Here is a 12,600-nt window from a genome sequence, read left to right on the forward strand (position 1 = left end):
GATTTGGGCGGGGCAGCGGCAACTGCCTCGCCAACCTTGCCCGGAGATGGTTGGCGCGTGATTCATACCACACGATGTATGGTAAGAGCCGAGAGCATTGACCAAATGTTGCGCCCTAAGCGCGCCAATGGTCTTCTGTCTATAGAAGCAACCTAATCAATTGAGCTTGACCCGATTAGCCCGGCCCGCTTGGTGAGGCGCATGGCGAAGACCGCGAAGAAGAAGAGCCCGGCGAAACGGAAGACCGCGACGCGGAAGGATACGCGGCCGGGGCCTTTGCGCCGGCTTCTGCGATGGGTCTGGCGCGCGCTCTTCTGGGGTGTCGTCGCGGTCGTTCTCTGGGTGCTGGCCTATCGCTGGATCGACCCGCCGGTGACGCCCTACATGCTGTCGGAGCGGATGCGGCTGGGTGCGCTCGATCACGAATGGGTCGATCTCGACGATATGGTCCCGGTCATGGCGCGGGCGGCCGTGGCGGCAGAGGATGCGAACTTCTGCGCCCATTGGGGCTTCGACGTGACCGCGATCCGGGAGGCGATCGAGGCGGGCGGCACGCGGGGGGCCTCGACCATCAGCCAGCAGGTCGTCAAGAACGCCTTCCTCTGGCAAGGCCGCAGCTGGCCGCGCAAGGCGCTGGAGGCTGGGCTTACGCCGCTGATGGAGGCGCTCTGGCCCAAGCGGCGGGTGGTCGAGGTCTATCTGAACGTGGCCGAGTTCGACGAGGGCGTATTCGGCGTTCAGGCGGCGGCGCGGCGCTATTTTGGCGTCGACGCGGCGGACCTTTCAACGGGGCAGGCAGCGGCGCTGGCCTCGATCCTGCCGAACCCGAAGGTGCGGGATGCCGCGGCGCTCACACCCGCGCTGCAGCGCAAGGCCCGGCGGGTCCGCGACGGGGCGGCGACAATCCGTGCCGACGGCCGCGCCGCCTGCTTCGAGGATTGAAATGCGTCTGCCGACGGGGCATTCCCGGAGCATGATCCAGCTTTACCATTTCGCGCTTTCGCCCTTCTGCCGGAAGGTCCGCCTCGTGCTGGCCGAGAAGAAGATGGAGGTCGAGCTGATCGACGAGCGCTATTGGGAGGCGTCATCGGAGTTCCTGCGCCGGAATGCCGCCGGCAAGGTGCCGGTGCTGCGGATCGACGGCCTGACGCTGGCCGACAGCGGGGCGATCTGCGAGTACCTCGAGGAGACGAACCTCGAGCCGCCGCTCCTGCCGAAGGATCCGGCGAAGCGCGCCGAGGTGCGGCGTCTGGTGGCGTGGTTCGACGATAAGTTCCACCACGAGGTGACGTCGAAGCTGGTCTACGAGCGGGTCAACAAGAAGCTGACGCGGCAGGGCTATCCGGACGGCACGAACGTCAAGGACGGGGTCAAGTCGATCAAGTTCCACCTCGACTACATGGGCTGGCTGCTGGACCGGAACCGCTGGCTGGCCGGGCCGGACCTGACGCTCGCCGACTTTGCCGCGGCGGCGCATCTGTCCTGTCTCGACTATTCCTCGGACGTCGACTGGAACCGCAACGAGGCCGTCCACGACTGGTACTCGAAGATCAAGTCGCGGCCCGCCTTCCGATCGGTTCTGGCCGACGTGGTGCCGGGGTTCAGGCCGGCGAAGCACTACGCGGACCTCGACTTTTGAACCTGCGCGCCGGGCTGGAGACCGAGGCGCGCGCGGCGGGGTTCGTCTCCCTCGGGGTCTGCCGGCCCGATGCCATTCCCGACGCTCCGGCGCGGCTCGCGGCGTTCGTGGACGCGGGATTTCACGGCCAGATGGGCTGGATGGCCGAGCGCATGTCCTGGCGCGGTGATCCGGCGAGCCTCTGGCCCGAGGCGCGCTCGGTGATCGTGCTGGCCCACTCCTACGCGCCCGATCACGACCCGCTGGGTGATCTGGATCGTCCCGAACACGGGGCAATCAGCGTCTATGCGCAGGGCCGCGACTACCACGACGTGGTCAAGAAGGCCCTGAAACGCGTGGCGCGCTGGCTGGTGGCGGAGGCCTGCTGCGAGGTGAAGGTCTTCGTCGACACGGCCCCCGTGATGGAGAAGCCGCTGGCGCAGGCGGCGGGTCTCGGCTGGCAGGGGAAGCATACAAATCTGCTGAGCCGCGACTTCGGCAACTGGGTGTTCCTGGGCGCGATCTTCACGACGGAGGCGCTGAAGCCGGATGAGCCGGAGGGCGAGCACTGCGGATCGTGCCGCAGGTGCCTCGACGTCTGCCCGACCGATGCCTTCCCGGCTCCGTTCCAGCTCGATGCGCGGCGCTGCATCTCCTACCTGACGATCGAGCATCGCGGGCCGGTGGGCGAGGATCTACGTCCCGCCCTCGGAAATCGCATCTACGGATGCGACGACTGCCTCGCGGTCTGCCCTTGGAACAAGTTCGCCGTCGCGGCGTCGGACCTGCGTTATCACGGGCCGCACCGCGCGCCGCCGCTGGCGGACCTCGCCGTACTGGACGATGCCGGCTTTCGGGAGCGGTTCAGCGGCTCGCCCATCAAGCGGGTCGGGCGGGACCGGATGGTGCGCAACGTCTGTTACGCGATCGGTAATTCGCGCCAAGAGCGGCTGAAACCCCTTGTGCAGGGACTATGCGAGGATACGGATGCCGCCGTGGCGGATGCGGCGCGTTGGGCAGTGGGGCGGTTATGAAGACACTTCTGAGCTTCGGGCACGGCTATTCGGCGCGCGCTCTGACACCGCTTCTGCTGGCCGACGGCTGGCGCGTGATCGGGACGACGCGCTCGGAGGAAAAGGCCGAGATGCTGCGGGGGGAAGGCGTGGAGCCGGTGATCTTCGGCGCGCCCATCGACGCGGCGCTGGCCGAGGCCACCCATGTGCTGACCTCCGCCGGGCCGGGGGCAGAGGGCGACCCGGTGCTGAACACCTATTTGCCCGCATTAGAGACGTATCTGGGGGGAAAGGACTGGCTCGGCTACCTCTCGACCACGGGCGTCTACGGCGACCACGACGGCGGCTGGGTCGACGAGGACACACCGCTCACGCCAAGCACGCGCCGGGGCCGCTGGCGGGTGGAGGCGGAGGCGGCGTGGCAGGCGCTGGCCGAGCGCACCGGCGCGCCGCTACATATCTTCCGGCTGGCGGGCATCTACGGGCCGGGGCGGGGACCCTTCGCCAAGGTGCGCAGCGGAACCGCACGGCGGATCGTGAAGCCCGGCCAGGTCTTCAGTCGTATCCACGTCGACGACATTGCGCAGGTGCTGGCCGCCAGTATCGCGCGGCCGAACCCGGGGGCCTCCTACAACCTCTGCGACGACGACCCGGCCCCGCCGCAGGACGTGATCGGCCATGCCGCCGCGCTTCTGGGCCTGCCGCCGCCGCCCGAGGAAGACTTCGCGACCGCCGACATGACGCCGATGGCGCGCAGTTTCTACGCCGAGTCGAAGCGGGTGCGGAACGACCGCATAAAGACGGAGCTCGGCGTGCGCCTGCGCTTCCCCGACTACCGCGCCGGTCTTGCCGACCTGTTGCGCCGCGACCGCGACACGACGACACAAGACACGTAGGCCGTTCCGTCGCCGCGTTTTTTCGGCTATGTCGGATGCGGGAAAGTGCAACGTCAGAGTGCAGGCAGTCATGGAACAATTCACCCGTCGGGGGGCGCTTGCGCTCTCACTCGGCTCCGCCGCCTTCGTCATGGGCTGCGGAAGCAAGTTCATCACCTATCGTGGCCCGGAGGTCACGCGCGTCGAGGTGCAGAAATCGAACCGCGCGATGTATCTCTTCCACCACAACGTCCTTCTGGAACCCTATCAGGTGCAGCTCGGCTTCACCGCCGCCGGCCCGAAGCAGTTCGAGGGCGACGGCAAGACGCCCGAGGGGCGCTATCACATCGACCGCCGCAACCCGGATTCGTCGTTCTATCTGTCGATCGGGATCGACTACCCGAATAACGACGATCGCGCCTTCGCCGAATCGATGGGCAAGAAACCGGGCGGCGACATCTTCATCCACGGTTGGGGCGACAAGCGTCGTGGACGCGGCGACGACTGGACGGCGGGCTGCATCGCGGTCACGAACCGGGAGATGAAGATGGTCTATGCGATGGTGCGAAACGGTACGCCGGTCGACATCTTCGCCTGACATGAAAACGGGGCCGATCAGGCCCCGTCCTCGCTGGATCGCAATCGCGGATCAGGTGCCGACGTTCAGCGTGTACCAGATCTTGCCGTTCGATTCCTGGAAGAAGCCGAAGCCCATGCGCCGGCCCTGCGGATCGAGCAGAACGCGGCGCGGCCCCGGCTCCTGCAGCCAGGCGGCAACGGTCTCGAGCTCGGTTTCATAGGTTTCCGACAGCGTTTCGCCCAGCAACTGGCCATCGAAGCCGACGCGGCGGGCCCGGTCGATGGGCGAGGAGCCGTCGGAACCGAAGTGCCAGGGGCGATTCTGGAGCGACATGTCGCGGGCATGCGTCTCGGCCGCGGCGGACAGCTTGCTGTCGAGTTCGAGCGGCGTGGCACCCGCGCCCTGACGCAGGGCGTTCACGGCATCGAGCGCGCGGAAGGGAATGCGCCGCGCGTCGGATGACGAAATGCGATAGAGCTTCGGAAGCGGCTTGCCATCCGGGCCGATCTGCGGCGGCGGCGGGGCGCAGGCGGTGACGGCGGTCGCGCCGAGAAGAAGCATGGCAAAACGGCGGTTCATCTGCAGGTCCCCTGGGTCTTTCAGTTCGAGGCTGACTATACCGGAGCCGGCGGTGAGGCAAATCTTCTGAACGTGTTGGCGTCGGCGAAACTTTGCGTGGTGTTGCGTGTTTGATTTACGAAATGACATAAATGTCCGTACCGATTCCGGATCAGGACGTGTCAACCGCGCGCGCCACCGCATCCACAAGACAGGAGATTTCCATGCGCCGTATCGATCGTCGGACCTTCCTTGCAACGGGGGCCGCCGCCACATCCGGGTTGGCGATGCCGGCTCTTGGTCAGAACCTACCGGATACGGTCCAGCTCGAAGCCGAGCTGTCGAGCACCACGCGACGGAACACCTCGAGCTTCCATTCGCAGAGCTGGCAGCCCTATTTCAACAGTCTGCGCAACGGCGCGATCCTCGTGGATATCGACAGCCGGGCCCTGCACATGTGGGAAGAATCGGGTGTCCATCACCTCTATCCCTCCTCCGTGCCCCAATCCGAGGAACTGACCCGGCGGGGCCGGACGCGGGTGGTGCAGAAGGTCGTCGGCCCGACCTGGCGGCCGACGCCGAACATGCGGCGGCGCAACCCAGAATGGCCGGCTGTCGTGCCGCCGGGCCCGGACAACCCGCTCGGCACCCATGCCCTCTATCTGTCGTGGACGTATTATCGCATTCACGGCACCCATGACACGCGCAAGATCGGCCGGCGTTCCTCCTCCGGCTGCATCGGCCTCTACAACGAGCACATCGCCGAAGTGTTCGCGATGTCGAAGGTCGGGACGCAGGTGTTGCTTATTTGACGAGGTGCCGTCGAAAGCGGCTGCGGCAGGCACCACCGGGCGTTGCAAAGGTTTGGCTTAGCTGCTTAACGAGTCGCACGAGGTACAGTCTTGGGTGCCATATGGTGTGGCAACTGTCGCCTCACCGATGGCGTATCTTGGAGGATACTATTATGAAGAAACTCGCACTCGCCGCCGCCCTGTCGGTCGCTTCCACCGCCGCTTTCGCCGGTAACCCGGCCCCCGCTCCGGTCGAGCCCGTTGTCATCGTCGAGGACACCTCGTCCTCGTCCGCCGGCATCATCGTTCCGATCCTGGCGATCCTGCTGCTGGCCGCTGCCGCTGCTTCGGACTGATCCGACAGGCGACGAACCACAGGTTCAGGAAGACGCGCTCCCTCGGGGGCGCGTTTTTCGTTTGGGCGGCCCGAATGGATCGGACCGCCCGCCGCGTCAGGCGGCGGCGCGTGACGCCGCGGTGTCACCCGACAGCGACAGGAACGTGTCTCGGTCGCGCATCAGGAAGAGCGCGAGCGACGCGCCCAGTACCGGCAGGGACGCCGCGAACAGGATATTGCCACCCCCCACGACGACAGGCGCGATCGTCGGGATCGACACCAGAAGCGTCACTGCGTTCATCAGGAGCACGCCGCCCGTCGTGATCGTCCGGGCGAGGCCGGCGACGAAGGCCAGCAGGAAGGCGATCTGCAGCACGCCGATGGCGATCACCGGGGCATTGCCGAGGTTGATGCCGTAGAACGAGGCGAAAATGCCCTCGCCGGCATAGGATCCCGGGGTCGTGACCTTCAGCAGGGCCCAGAGCAGCATGAAGAGGAAGAGCGACAGGCGCAGGCCGAAGAGGCCGAGCGCGGTGGAAGAGGCATTCATGGGTCTATCCGTTCTTGAAAGCAAAGCCGGCGTGAGGTGCCGGCACCTTCAAGCTGGGCGCGCGGCACCCGATTTGGAGGGGCGATACGACTTCGTGACGGGGCCGTGAGCCACCTGTGAACCGGATGAAAAAGAACCCCTGAACCCGGCGTGCGGGAACAGGGGTCAAGGTGCACCCGCCGGACATTGGACAGCGGGCGCAGGCGGTAACTCGTGCGCTCAGTTCAGCTTGGTCATCTCCGCGCGGATCTGCTGCCGCAGCGTGTCGATGGAGACGGTTTTTCCTTCGCGCCGGAAGTGCCAGTAGGTCCAGCCGTTGCAGCTCGGCGCGCCCTCGTAGGCGGCGCCGACCTGGTGGATCGAGCCCTTCACCCCGTCGCCCGAAAGCGTGCCGTCGGCGCGGATCTTGGCGCGGAAGCGACCGTTGCCTGACTGCAATTCCTCGCCCGGGCGCAGCATCCCGCGCTCGACGAGCTGGCCGAAGGGCACGCGCGGCTCGGCCCGTTTGGAGGTCGTCGTCTCGAGCGCCTCGCGCGGCAGGGTGCGGACCTTGGCGATGCGCTCGGCTGCGAGTTGGCGGTACGCGTCTTCCCGTTCGATCCCGATGAAATGACGGCCGAGCATCGTGGCGACCGCGCCCGTCGTTCCGGTGCCGAAGAACGGGTCGAGCACAACGTCGCCCGGGTTGGTCGTCGCGACCAGAAGGCGATGGAGCAGGGCCTCGGGTTTCTGCGTCGGATGGGCCTTCTCGCCGCGCGCGTTCTTGAGCCGCTCGTGCCCCGTGCAGATCGGGAAGGTCCAGTCGGAGCGCATCTGCGTGCCCTCGTTCAGGGCCTTCAGCGCCTCGTAGTTGAAGGTATACTTCGACCCCTCGGACTTGGAGGCCCAGATCATCGTCTCGTGGGCGTTCGTCAGGCGCTTGCCGCGGAAGTTCGGCATCGGGTTCGTCTTGCGCCAGACCACGTCGTTGAGGATCCAGAAGCCCTGATCCTGCAGCGTGGCCCCGACGCGGAAGATGTTATGATAGCTGCCGATCACCCAGATCGCGCCGTCGGGCTTCAGGATGCGGCGGGCGGCCTTCATCCAGCGACGGGTGAAATGGTCGTACGCCTTGAGACTCTCGAACTGGTCCCAGTGGTCGTCGACGGCATCGACCATCGAGTTGTCGGGCCGGTGCAACTCGCCACGCAGCTGCAGGTTATACGGGGGATCCGCGAAGATCAGGTCGACGGAGTTCTCGGGGAGGCGTTCCATCGCCGCCACGCAGTCACCGGACATGATCGTATCGAGCGGAAGCGGGGTCGCCTCCGGGTTGGGTCTTGCCATTGTCTGTCGCCTCAAGTGACCCCCGTTTCGTCGGGGTGTCGATGTTGTGAGGCCAAGATGGCGGGCGTGCCGTTAACCGTCCACAGGTCGGATGCGGCAAGAATAAGGCAGCGTCACGGACACAACATCTTGCGGATTGGTGCAAAGGAACGCCGATGATGTTGTGTCACTCCGTATTTCAACAAGCCCTCCTGGTGTGATTTCGTGCCATAGCCGGCATTCGTTTCCCAGCCATAGCCCGGGTGCTGTTGCGCCAGCGACACCATGCCTTGATCCCGCCTTGTTTTCGCCAGAACCGATGCCGCGGCGATGGACAATGACCGCCCGTCGCCCTTCACGAGGAGCGTGTGCGGACATTCCACCCAGGCGGGACGATCGTTGCCGTCGATCAGCAGGTGATCCGGGGCTGTCGGCAGGGCGGCGACGGCCCGGCGCATGGCGATATGCGTGGCCTGCCGGATGTTGAGCGCGTCGATCTCCTCGACGCTCGCCTCGCCGAAACCGACCTCGCAGCATTGAAGCAAGAGGGGGACGAGCGCCGCTCGGGTCTCGGCGGTCAATTTCTTGGAGTCGTTCAGGCCGGGCGGGGTCTTCTCCACGAGGCGCGCGGCGCAGGCGACGACGGGGCCGGCCCAGGGGCCGCGGCCCACTTCGTCGAGGCCCGCGATGCAGTGTGCGCCTGCGCGGCGCGCGATTTCCTCGTGGGTCAGGTCAGGGGACAGGGCCGGCGATGTTCTCCGCATCGCGCGACCCTGCCCCCGCTCCGGCGGAGCGTCAACGCCTGCGCGTCAACGCCGTGCGGCGCGGGAGGTCCAGCCCGCGCGGCGCATGCAGCGGGGCGTGTAGAGGTTGCGGGTGCCGCGGTCGGTGCGGACCTGGCGAATGCATTGCGGCGGCAGCGACCCGGGGCGCGCGACGTGCCGCTGCATGCAGCGGGCTCCGTAGCCGCGTACGACGCCGCGGCGGGTGTCGAAGGTGCGGAAGCAGCGATCCGGCAGGACCTTCTGTCGGGCGCGGCGGTCGTCGCGCTTCTCCTCCCGCCGGTCGGCGTGGCGTTTCAGAAGGTAGAGCGCGGCAAGCCCCCCGATGATGGCGATCGCGCGGCCGTTGTTGTCGCGGTCGTGGCGATGGGCATAGCCGGTCTGATGTGCGGCGGCCGGCGCGGTCAGGACGGGCAGAGCAAGACTCACGGACAGAAGGGCGGCGAGCAGGGTGCGGAACATGGAAACGTCTCCCGGTGGATGTGTGGTGTCCCCCGAGGGTGCGGGCCCCGTCGCCCGCCGCTCAATGACGGCGCGCTGTCATGCGATAACGGCACGCGCGACATTGCCTGACGCGCGGTGCTGACGCATGAAGGGGCCATGAGACACGCACTTCCGATCCTTGTCGCGCTGATGCTGGCGACGCCCGCCTCGGCCGCCTGCTATGCCGACTACAAGGCCAAGCAGGACGACCCCCTGCAGCTGCACTATGGTGTCATCGAGTTGCCGGATGCCGCCTGCGATCCGCAATCCGCCGCCGATCAGCTGCGCGCCCGTCTTGGCGACGGCTGGCAGTTGTTGCAGGTGATGTCCGTCTTCGACGATGCGGGTCTCGAACAAAGGAAAGCCAGTGCAGGCCAGTTCTTCCTCCGTTACTGAAACGCGCGCCGCCTCGGCCAAGGTCGTCGGCCTCGGCATCGCCGCGATCGTCCTCATCCTGGCGGCGGCGGCCGTCTTCCTCTTCGCGACGCTGCCCGACGCGAACGCCTTCAACGCGCGGGTCGAGCGCCTCTTCGTGGAGGCCGACCTGACGCGCCCGGCCGAGATCGGCCTGCTGGAGGTGCTGGCGCAGTCCGGCACGGCCTTCTCCGACGTGTTGGCCAGCTACCGGACGATCATCTTCGTGCTTCTGGTCTTCGCGACGGCGCTCCTCATCGCCTGCATGGTGCTGCTCGTGGCGATCGTGACGCTCAACCGGCGCATGGGCGAGATCGAGCGGTCTGGCATCCAGGTGACGTCGCTCATCCTGGCGCGGGCCGAGAACGCGGTGATGCTCAACGATATCGAGCTGAAGTTGACCGATGCGGCGATGGAGACGCTGGCCGTTCTGGCCGAGGCCCGGCTCGACGGCGACATGCTGACGGGGGCGCAGATCGAAGCGATGATCTCCGGCAAGCCCGAGGCCGACTGCGAAGAGGCGGCGGGGGCGACTCGGATCAAGCGGCTGCGCGACGCGCTCGGCAACCAGATCGTGACCCATCTGCTGATCCGCAACATCACGCGGCAGGGCTATGTCCTCGCGCTCGACCCGAAGGTCATCCGCATGACCTGATGCGGTGCGGCGGGTATGGTCGGGCCTGACCCGACCATACCTTGCCCACGCCGGGAGATCGTCGGACCGGGTCCGACGATGACGCCGCCTCAAGTGGCCCGTTTCGCCTTCGGCTTCTTGCCCTTGAACGGGGCCTTTCCCGGCTTTCCCTTGAAGGGCGGCTTGCCCTTCCCCTTCTTCGGATCGGGATTGCCCTTGAAGCCGCCGCCCTTCTGCGCCGGGGGCTCCTCGGAGCGGCGGATGCCCAGCCCGTCCTCGCCTTCCATCGCTGGTCCAAGCGCGGCTTCGAAGGCGGTGGCCTGCGCCTCGGCGATCTGGAAGAAACTCTCGGTGTCGCGGATGCGGATCGCGCCGATGGCATCGCGGGTGACGTCGCCCAGCTTGCACAGCATCGGGAGGAGGCGGCGCGGGTCCTGGTTGGCGCGGCGCCCACCCTCGATGGCGAACCAGACGGCGGGGCCGAAGTCCTTGCGCTTTTCCGGCGGGGCGGAGGCCACGTCGGAAAGGTCTTCGGGTGCGGTGCGACGCTCGGCCAGAAGGCGCAGGTAGGCGACGGCCAGCTGCTCGGGCGAAAACCGGGCCGTCAGGTCGTTGACGGTGGGGGATTCGGTCTCGGTGACCTCCTCGAACCACATCGGATCGTCGAGCATCCGTTCCCGGTCCTTCGCGCGCACGTCGTCGGCCCCGGGTGCGGGCGACCACGTGGCCGAGACCTTGGCCCAACCGAGCAGCCGATGCGCCTTCTTGCGCGCCGCCGGCGGCACGATCAGCGCGCTCACCCCCTTGCGCCCGGCGCGGCCCGTCCGGCCGGAACGGTGCAGGAGCGTGTCGGAGCCGGTCGGCAGCTCCGCGTGGACGACCAGATCGAGGTTCGGAAGGTCGATGCCCCGCGCCGCCACATCCGTCGCCACGCAGACCCGCGCGCGACCGTCCCGCATCGCCTGCAGGGCGTTCGTGCGCTCCGACTGGGTCAACTCGCCAGAGAGCGCCACGACGGGAAAGCCGCGATTCGACAGGCGCGTCGTCAGCCGGTTCACCATCGCGCGGGTGTTGCAGAAGACGATGGCATTCGGGGCCTCGTGGAAGCGCAACACGTTGATGATGGCGTTTTCCGCGTCTCGGGGGGCGACCTCGAGGGCCTGGTAGTCGATGTCGGTGTGCTGCGCCTTGGGGTTCACGGTGGTGATGCGGACCGCATCCTGTTGATAGCTTTCGGCGAGCTTGGCGATGGCCGCGGGCACCGTGGCCGAGAAGAGGAGCGTCTGCCGCGCTTCGGGGCATTCGCCGAGGATGAACTCCAGGTCCTCGCGGAAGCCGAGGTCGAGCATCTCGTCGGCCTCGTCGAGCACCACGGCGCGGATTGCCGAAAGGTCGAGCGTGCCGCGCATGATGTGGTCGCGCAGGCGACCCGGCGTGGCGACGACGATATGCGCGCCGCGCTCCAGCGCCCGACGCTCGTCGCGCATGTCCATGCCCCCGACGGTGGAGGCGAGCGTCGCCCCCGCCTTCTCGTAGAGCCAGGCGAGCTCGCGCTTGACCTGCATCGCCAGCTCGCGCGTGGGCGCGATGACGAGGGCGAGGGGCGCACCGGCCGCGCCGAAGTGCTCGGCCGTGCCCAGAAGCGTGGGCGCGATGGCGAGGCCGAAACCCAGCGTCTTGCCCGAGCCGGTCTGGGCGGAGACGAGCATGTCGACGCCGTCGAGCTCGGGCTCCAGCACGGCCTGTTGCACGGGCGTCAGCGTATCGTAGCCGCGTGCGGCGAGGGCATCGGCGAGGGCGGTCTTCATCGAACGGGCCTTTCCTGGCCCCGGGGAGCGGGGCGGCAAGCGCCGGGCACTACGCCCTTGGCTGCCGATTGTATAGGCCCCGCGTTTCGCTCAGGAGAAGACGAGGCCCCCGTTCACGTCGATGCAGGCCCCGTTGACGAAGCTCGACCGATCGGATGCCAGATAGGCCACCAGATCGCCGATCTCCGCAGGCCGCCCCTCGCGCTTCAGGGGCGTGGCGTTGGCGACGTTGGTGCGCACGGCGTCCTTGGTGAAGATGTTGTGGAAGTCGGTGTCGATCATGCCCGGGTTGATCGCGTTGACGCGGATGTCGGGGCCCAGCTCCTTGGCGAGCCCGCGCGTCATCGTCATCACCGCGCCTTTCGACGTCGCATAGGCGACGGATCCGGGGCCGCCGCCGTCGCGCCCGGCCTGGCTTGCCACGTTGATGATCGCGCCACCCGCGCGCAGATGGGGCAGGGCGGTCTTTACCGCGTGCCAGGTGCTCGTGAGGTTGAGGTCCATCACCGTCGTCCAATGGTCGAGGTCCATCTCGGCCATGGTCTTGCGCGCGACGAGACCGCCGGTGTTGTTGACGAGGATGTCGAGCCCGCCGAAGGCCTCGACGGTGCGCGCGACGAGGGCCGCCACGTCGCCGGCGTCGGTCATGTCGCCCTGCATGGCGAGCGCGCGGCCGCCCGCCGCCTCGATCTCGGCGACGGCGCTTTCGGCCCCTTCGCCGCTCGAATGGTAGTTGATGGCCACCGCGGCCCCCGCTTCGGCCAACGCCATCACGCAAGCCCGCCCGATGTCGCGCCCGCCTCCCGTGACGATCGCCACCTTGTTTTGAAGTGTCATGTCGAAATCCCTCGT

15 protein-coding genes and 1 pseudogene are annotated in these 12,600 nt (G+C 67.3%); 9 read left to right on the forward strand and 7 right to left on the reverse strand.

Annotation, left to right across the window (positions count from 1 at the left end; genetic code table 11):
- Window positions 1–201: 201 nt before the first annotated feature.
- The 5 genes from mtgA to HSX43_RS15710 all read left to right on the forward strand — a co-directional run bounded on the left by mtgA (window position 202) and on the right by HSX43_RS15710 (window position 4,104).
- Window positions 202–942: a monofunctional biosynthetic peptidoglycan transglycosylase gene (mtgA, locus tag HSX43_RS15690; RefSeq protein WP_179381083.1), complete on the forward strand. Its 741-nt coding sequence runs from the start codon at window positions 202–204 to the stop codon at window positions 940–942.
- Window positions 943–973: 31 nt separating this feature from the next.
- Window positions 974–1,639 carry an FtsZ-binding protein FzlA gene (fzlA, locus tag HSX43_RS15695; RefSeq protein ID WP_179381084.1) on the forward strand — a complete coding sequence of 222 codons (666 nt, stop codon included), beginning with the start codon at window positions 974–976 and terminating at the stop codon, window positions 1,637–1,639.
- A complete protein-coding gene (gene queG, locus HSX43_RS15700; RefSeq protein ID WP_179381085.1) occupies window positions 1,636–2,652 on the forward strand; it encodes a tRNA epoxyqueuosine(34) reductase QueG in 1,017 nt (338 codons plus the stop codon). Before fzlA ends, queG begins: the two co-directional genes overlap by 4 nt.
- The gene (locus HSX43_RS15705) at window positions 2,649–3,527 is read left to right on the forward strand and encodes an SDR family oxidoreductase (RefSeq protein WP_179381086.1); all 879 of its coding nucleotides are present in this window, start codon (window positions 2,649–2,651) and stop codon (window positions 3,525–3,527) included. Before queG ends, HSX43_RS15705 begins: the two co-directional genes overlap by 4 nt.
- Before the next feature lie 70 nt (window positions 3,528–3,597).
- Complete coding sequence (locus HSX43_RS15710) at window positions 3,598–4,104, forward strand: L,D-transpeptidase family protein (RefSeq protein ID WP_179381087.1); 507 nt, start codon at window positions 3,598–3,600, stop codon at window positions 4,102–4,104.
- A gap of 51 nt (window positions 4,105–4,155) precedes the next feature.
- Here HSX43_RS15710 and dalA read toward each other — a convergent pair whose 3' ends face one another.
- Window positions 4,156–4,665, reverse strand: coding sequence for a divisome-associated lipoprotein DalA (gene dalA, locus HSX43_RS15715; protein WP_179381088.1), 510 nt, complete (start codon window positions 4,663–4,665; stop codon window positions 4,156–4,158).
- 203 nt (window positions 4,666–4,868) lie between these two features.
- Here dalA and HSX43_RS15720 point away from each other — a divergent pair, with 203 nt between their 5' ends.
- Entirely contained in the window at window positions 4,869–5,456 is a 588-nt protein-coding gene (locus HSX43_RS15720) for a L,D-transpeptidase (protein WP_179381130.1), read from the forward strand.
- A gap of 152 nt (window positions 5,457–5,608) precedes the next feature.
- A complete protein-coding gene (locus HSX43_RS15725; protein WP_179381089.1) occupies window positions 5,609–5,791 on the forward strand; it encodes a hypothetical protein in 183 nt (60 codons plus the stop codon).
- Between the two features lie 96 nt (window positions 5,792–5,887).
- Here the strand turns inward: HSX43_RS15725 and HSX43_RS15730 are convergent, their stop codons facing one another.
- The 4 genes from HSX43_RS15730 to HSX43_RS15745 form a co-directional block, all read right to left on the reverse strand.
- Window positions 5,888–6,322 (reverse strand): hypothetical protein, encoded by a 435-nt coding sequence (locus HSX43_RS15730; RefSeq protein ID WP_179381090.1) that lies wholly within the window; start codon window positions 6,320–6,322, stop codon window positions 5,888–5,890.
- 219 nt (window positions 6,323–6,541) lie between these two features.
- Window positions 6,542–7,648: a site-specific DNA-methyltransferase gene (locus HSX43_RS15735; protein WP_179381091.1), complete on the reverse strand. Its 1,107-nt coding sequence runs from the start codon at window positions 7,646–7,648 to the stop codon at window positions 6,542–6,544.
- A 113-nt stretch (window positions 7,649–7,761) separates the two neighbouring features.
- A complete protein-coding gene (locus HSX43_RS15740; RefSeq protein WP_179381092.1) occupies window positions 7,762–8,391 on the reverse strand; it encodes a ribonuclease HII in 630 nt (209 codons plus the stop codon).
- A gap of 45 nt (window positions 8,392–8,436) precedes the next feature.
- A complete protein-coding gene (locus HSX43_RS15745) occupies window positions 8,437–8,871 on the reverse strand; it encodes a hypothetical protein (protein WP_179381093.1) in 435 nt (144 codons plus the stop codon).
- A 138-nt stretch (window positions 8,872–9,009) separates the two neighbouring features.
- On the opposite strand from HSX43_RS15745, the gene HSX43_RS15750 reads away from it, so the two are divergent.
- Both HSX43_RS15750 and HSX43_RS15755 read left to right on the forward strand, forming a co-directional pair.
- Window positions 9,010–9,288 (forward strand): hypothetical protein, encoded by a 279-nt coding sequence (locus HSX43_RS15750; protein ID WP_179381094.1) that lies wholly within the window; start codon window positions 9,010–9,012, stop codon window positions 9,286–9,288.
- Window positions 9,233–9,961 carry a winged helix-turn-helix domain-containing protein gene (locus HSX43_RS15755; protein WP_208454632.1) on the forward strand — a complete coding sequence of 243 codons (729 nt, stop codon included), beginning with the start codon at window positions 9,233–9,235 and terminating at the stop codon, window positions 9,959–9,961. The genes HSX43_RS15750 and HSX43_RS15755 overlap by 56 nt, the downstream gene beginning before the upstream one ends.
- Window positions 9,962–10,059: 98 nt before the next feature.
- On the opposite strand, the pseudogene HSX43_RS15760 reads toward HSX43_RS15755, so the two are convergent.
- A pseudogene (locus HSX43_RS15760) lies at window positions 10,060–11,748 on the reverse strand (DEAD/DEAH box helicase); the annotation flags it as partial.
- A gap of 90 nt (window positions 11,749–11,838) precedes the next feature.
- A complete protein-coding gene (locus HSX43_RS15765) occupies window positions 11,839–12,585 on the reverse strand; it encodes an SDR family NAD(P)-dependent oxidoreductase (RefSeq protein WP_179381097.1) in 747 nt (248 codons plus the stop codon).
- Between the last annotated feature and the right edge of the window lie 15 nt (window positions 12,586–12,600).

Origin of the sequence: Jannaschia marina (genome assembly GCF_013404595.1) — a bacterium.
In the GTDB taxonomy this organism is placed as follows: domain Bacteria; phylum Pseudomonadota; class Alphaproteobacteria; order Rhodobacterales; family Rhodobacteraceae; genus Jannaschia; species Jannaschia marina.

What these genes read in the sequence shown, in the direction of transcription:
- mtgA (WP_179381083.1), top strand. Translation starts at nt 202, where the DNA reads ATGGCGAAGACCGCGAAGAAGAAGAGCCCGGCGAAACGGAAGACCGCG.
- fzlA (WP_179381084.1), top strand. Translation starts at nt 974, where the DNA reads ATGATCCAGCTTTACCATTTCGCGCTTTCGCCCTTCTGCCGGAAGGTC.
- HSX43_RS15705 (WP_179381086.1), top strand. Translation starts at nt 2,649, where the DNA reads ATGAAGACACTTCTGAGCTTCGGGCACGGCTATTCGGCGCGCGCTCTG.
- HSX43_RS15710 (WP_179381087.1), top strand. Translation starts at nt 3,598, where the DNA reads ATGGAACAATTCACCCGTCGGGGGGCGCTTGCGCTCTCACTCGGCTCC.
- dalA (WP_179381088.1), bottom strand. Translation starts at nt 4,665, where the DNA reads ATGAACCGCCGTTTTGCCATGCTTCTTCTCGGCGCGACCGCCGTCACC.
- HSX43_RS15720 (WP_179381130.1), top strand. Translation starts at nt 4,869, where the DNA reads ATGCGCCGTATCGATCGTCGGACCTTCCTTGCAACGGGGGCCGCCGCC.
- HSX43_RS15725 (WP_179381089.1), top strand. Translation starts at nt 5,609, where the DNA reads ATGAAGAAACTCGCACTCGCCGCCGCCCTGTCGGTCGCTTCCACCGCC.
- HSX43_RS15730 (WP_179381090.1), bottom strand. Translation starts at nt 6,322, where the DNA reads ATGAATGCCTCTTCCACCGCGCTCGGCCTCTTCGGCCTGCGCCTGTCG.
- HSX43_RS15735 (WP_179381091.1), bottom strand. Translation starts at nt 7,648, where the DNA reads ATGGCAAGACCCAACCCGGAGGCGACCCCGCTTCCGCTCGATACGATC.
- HSX43_RS15740 (WP_179381092.1), bottom strand. Translation starts at nt 8,391, where the DNA reads ATGCGGAGAACATCGCCGGCCCTGTCCCCTGACCTGACCCACGAGGAA.
- HSX43_RS15745 (WP_179381093.1), bottom strand. Translation starts at nt 8,871, where the DNA reads ATGTTCCGCACCCTGCTCGCCGCCCTTCTGTCCGTGAGTCTTGCTCTG.
- HSX43_RS15750 (WP_179381094.1), top strand. Translation starts at nt 9,010, where the DNA reads ATGAGACACGCACTTCCGATCCTTGTCGCGCTGATGCTGGCGACGCCC.
- HSX43_RS15755 (WP_208454632.1), top strand. Translation starts at nt 9,233, where the DNA reads ATGCGGGTCTCGAACAAAGGAAAGCCAGTGCAGGCCAGTTCTTCCTCC.
- HSX43_RS15765 (WP_179381097.1), bottom strand. Translation starts at nt 12,585, where the DNA reads ATGACACTTCAAAACAAGGTGGCGATCGTCACGGGAGGCGGGCGCGAC.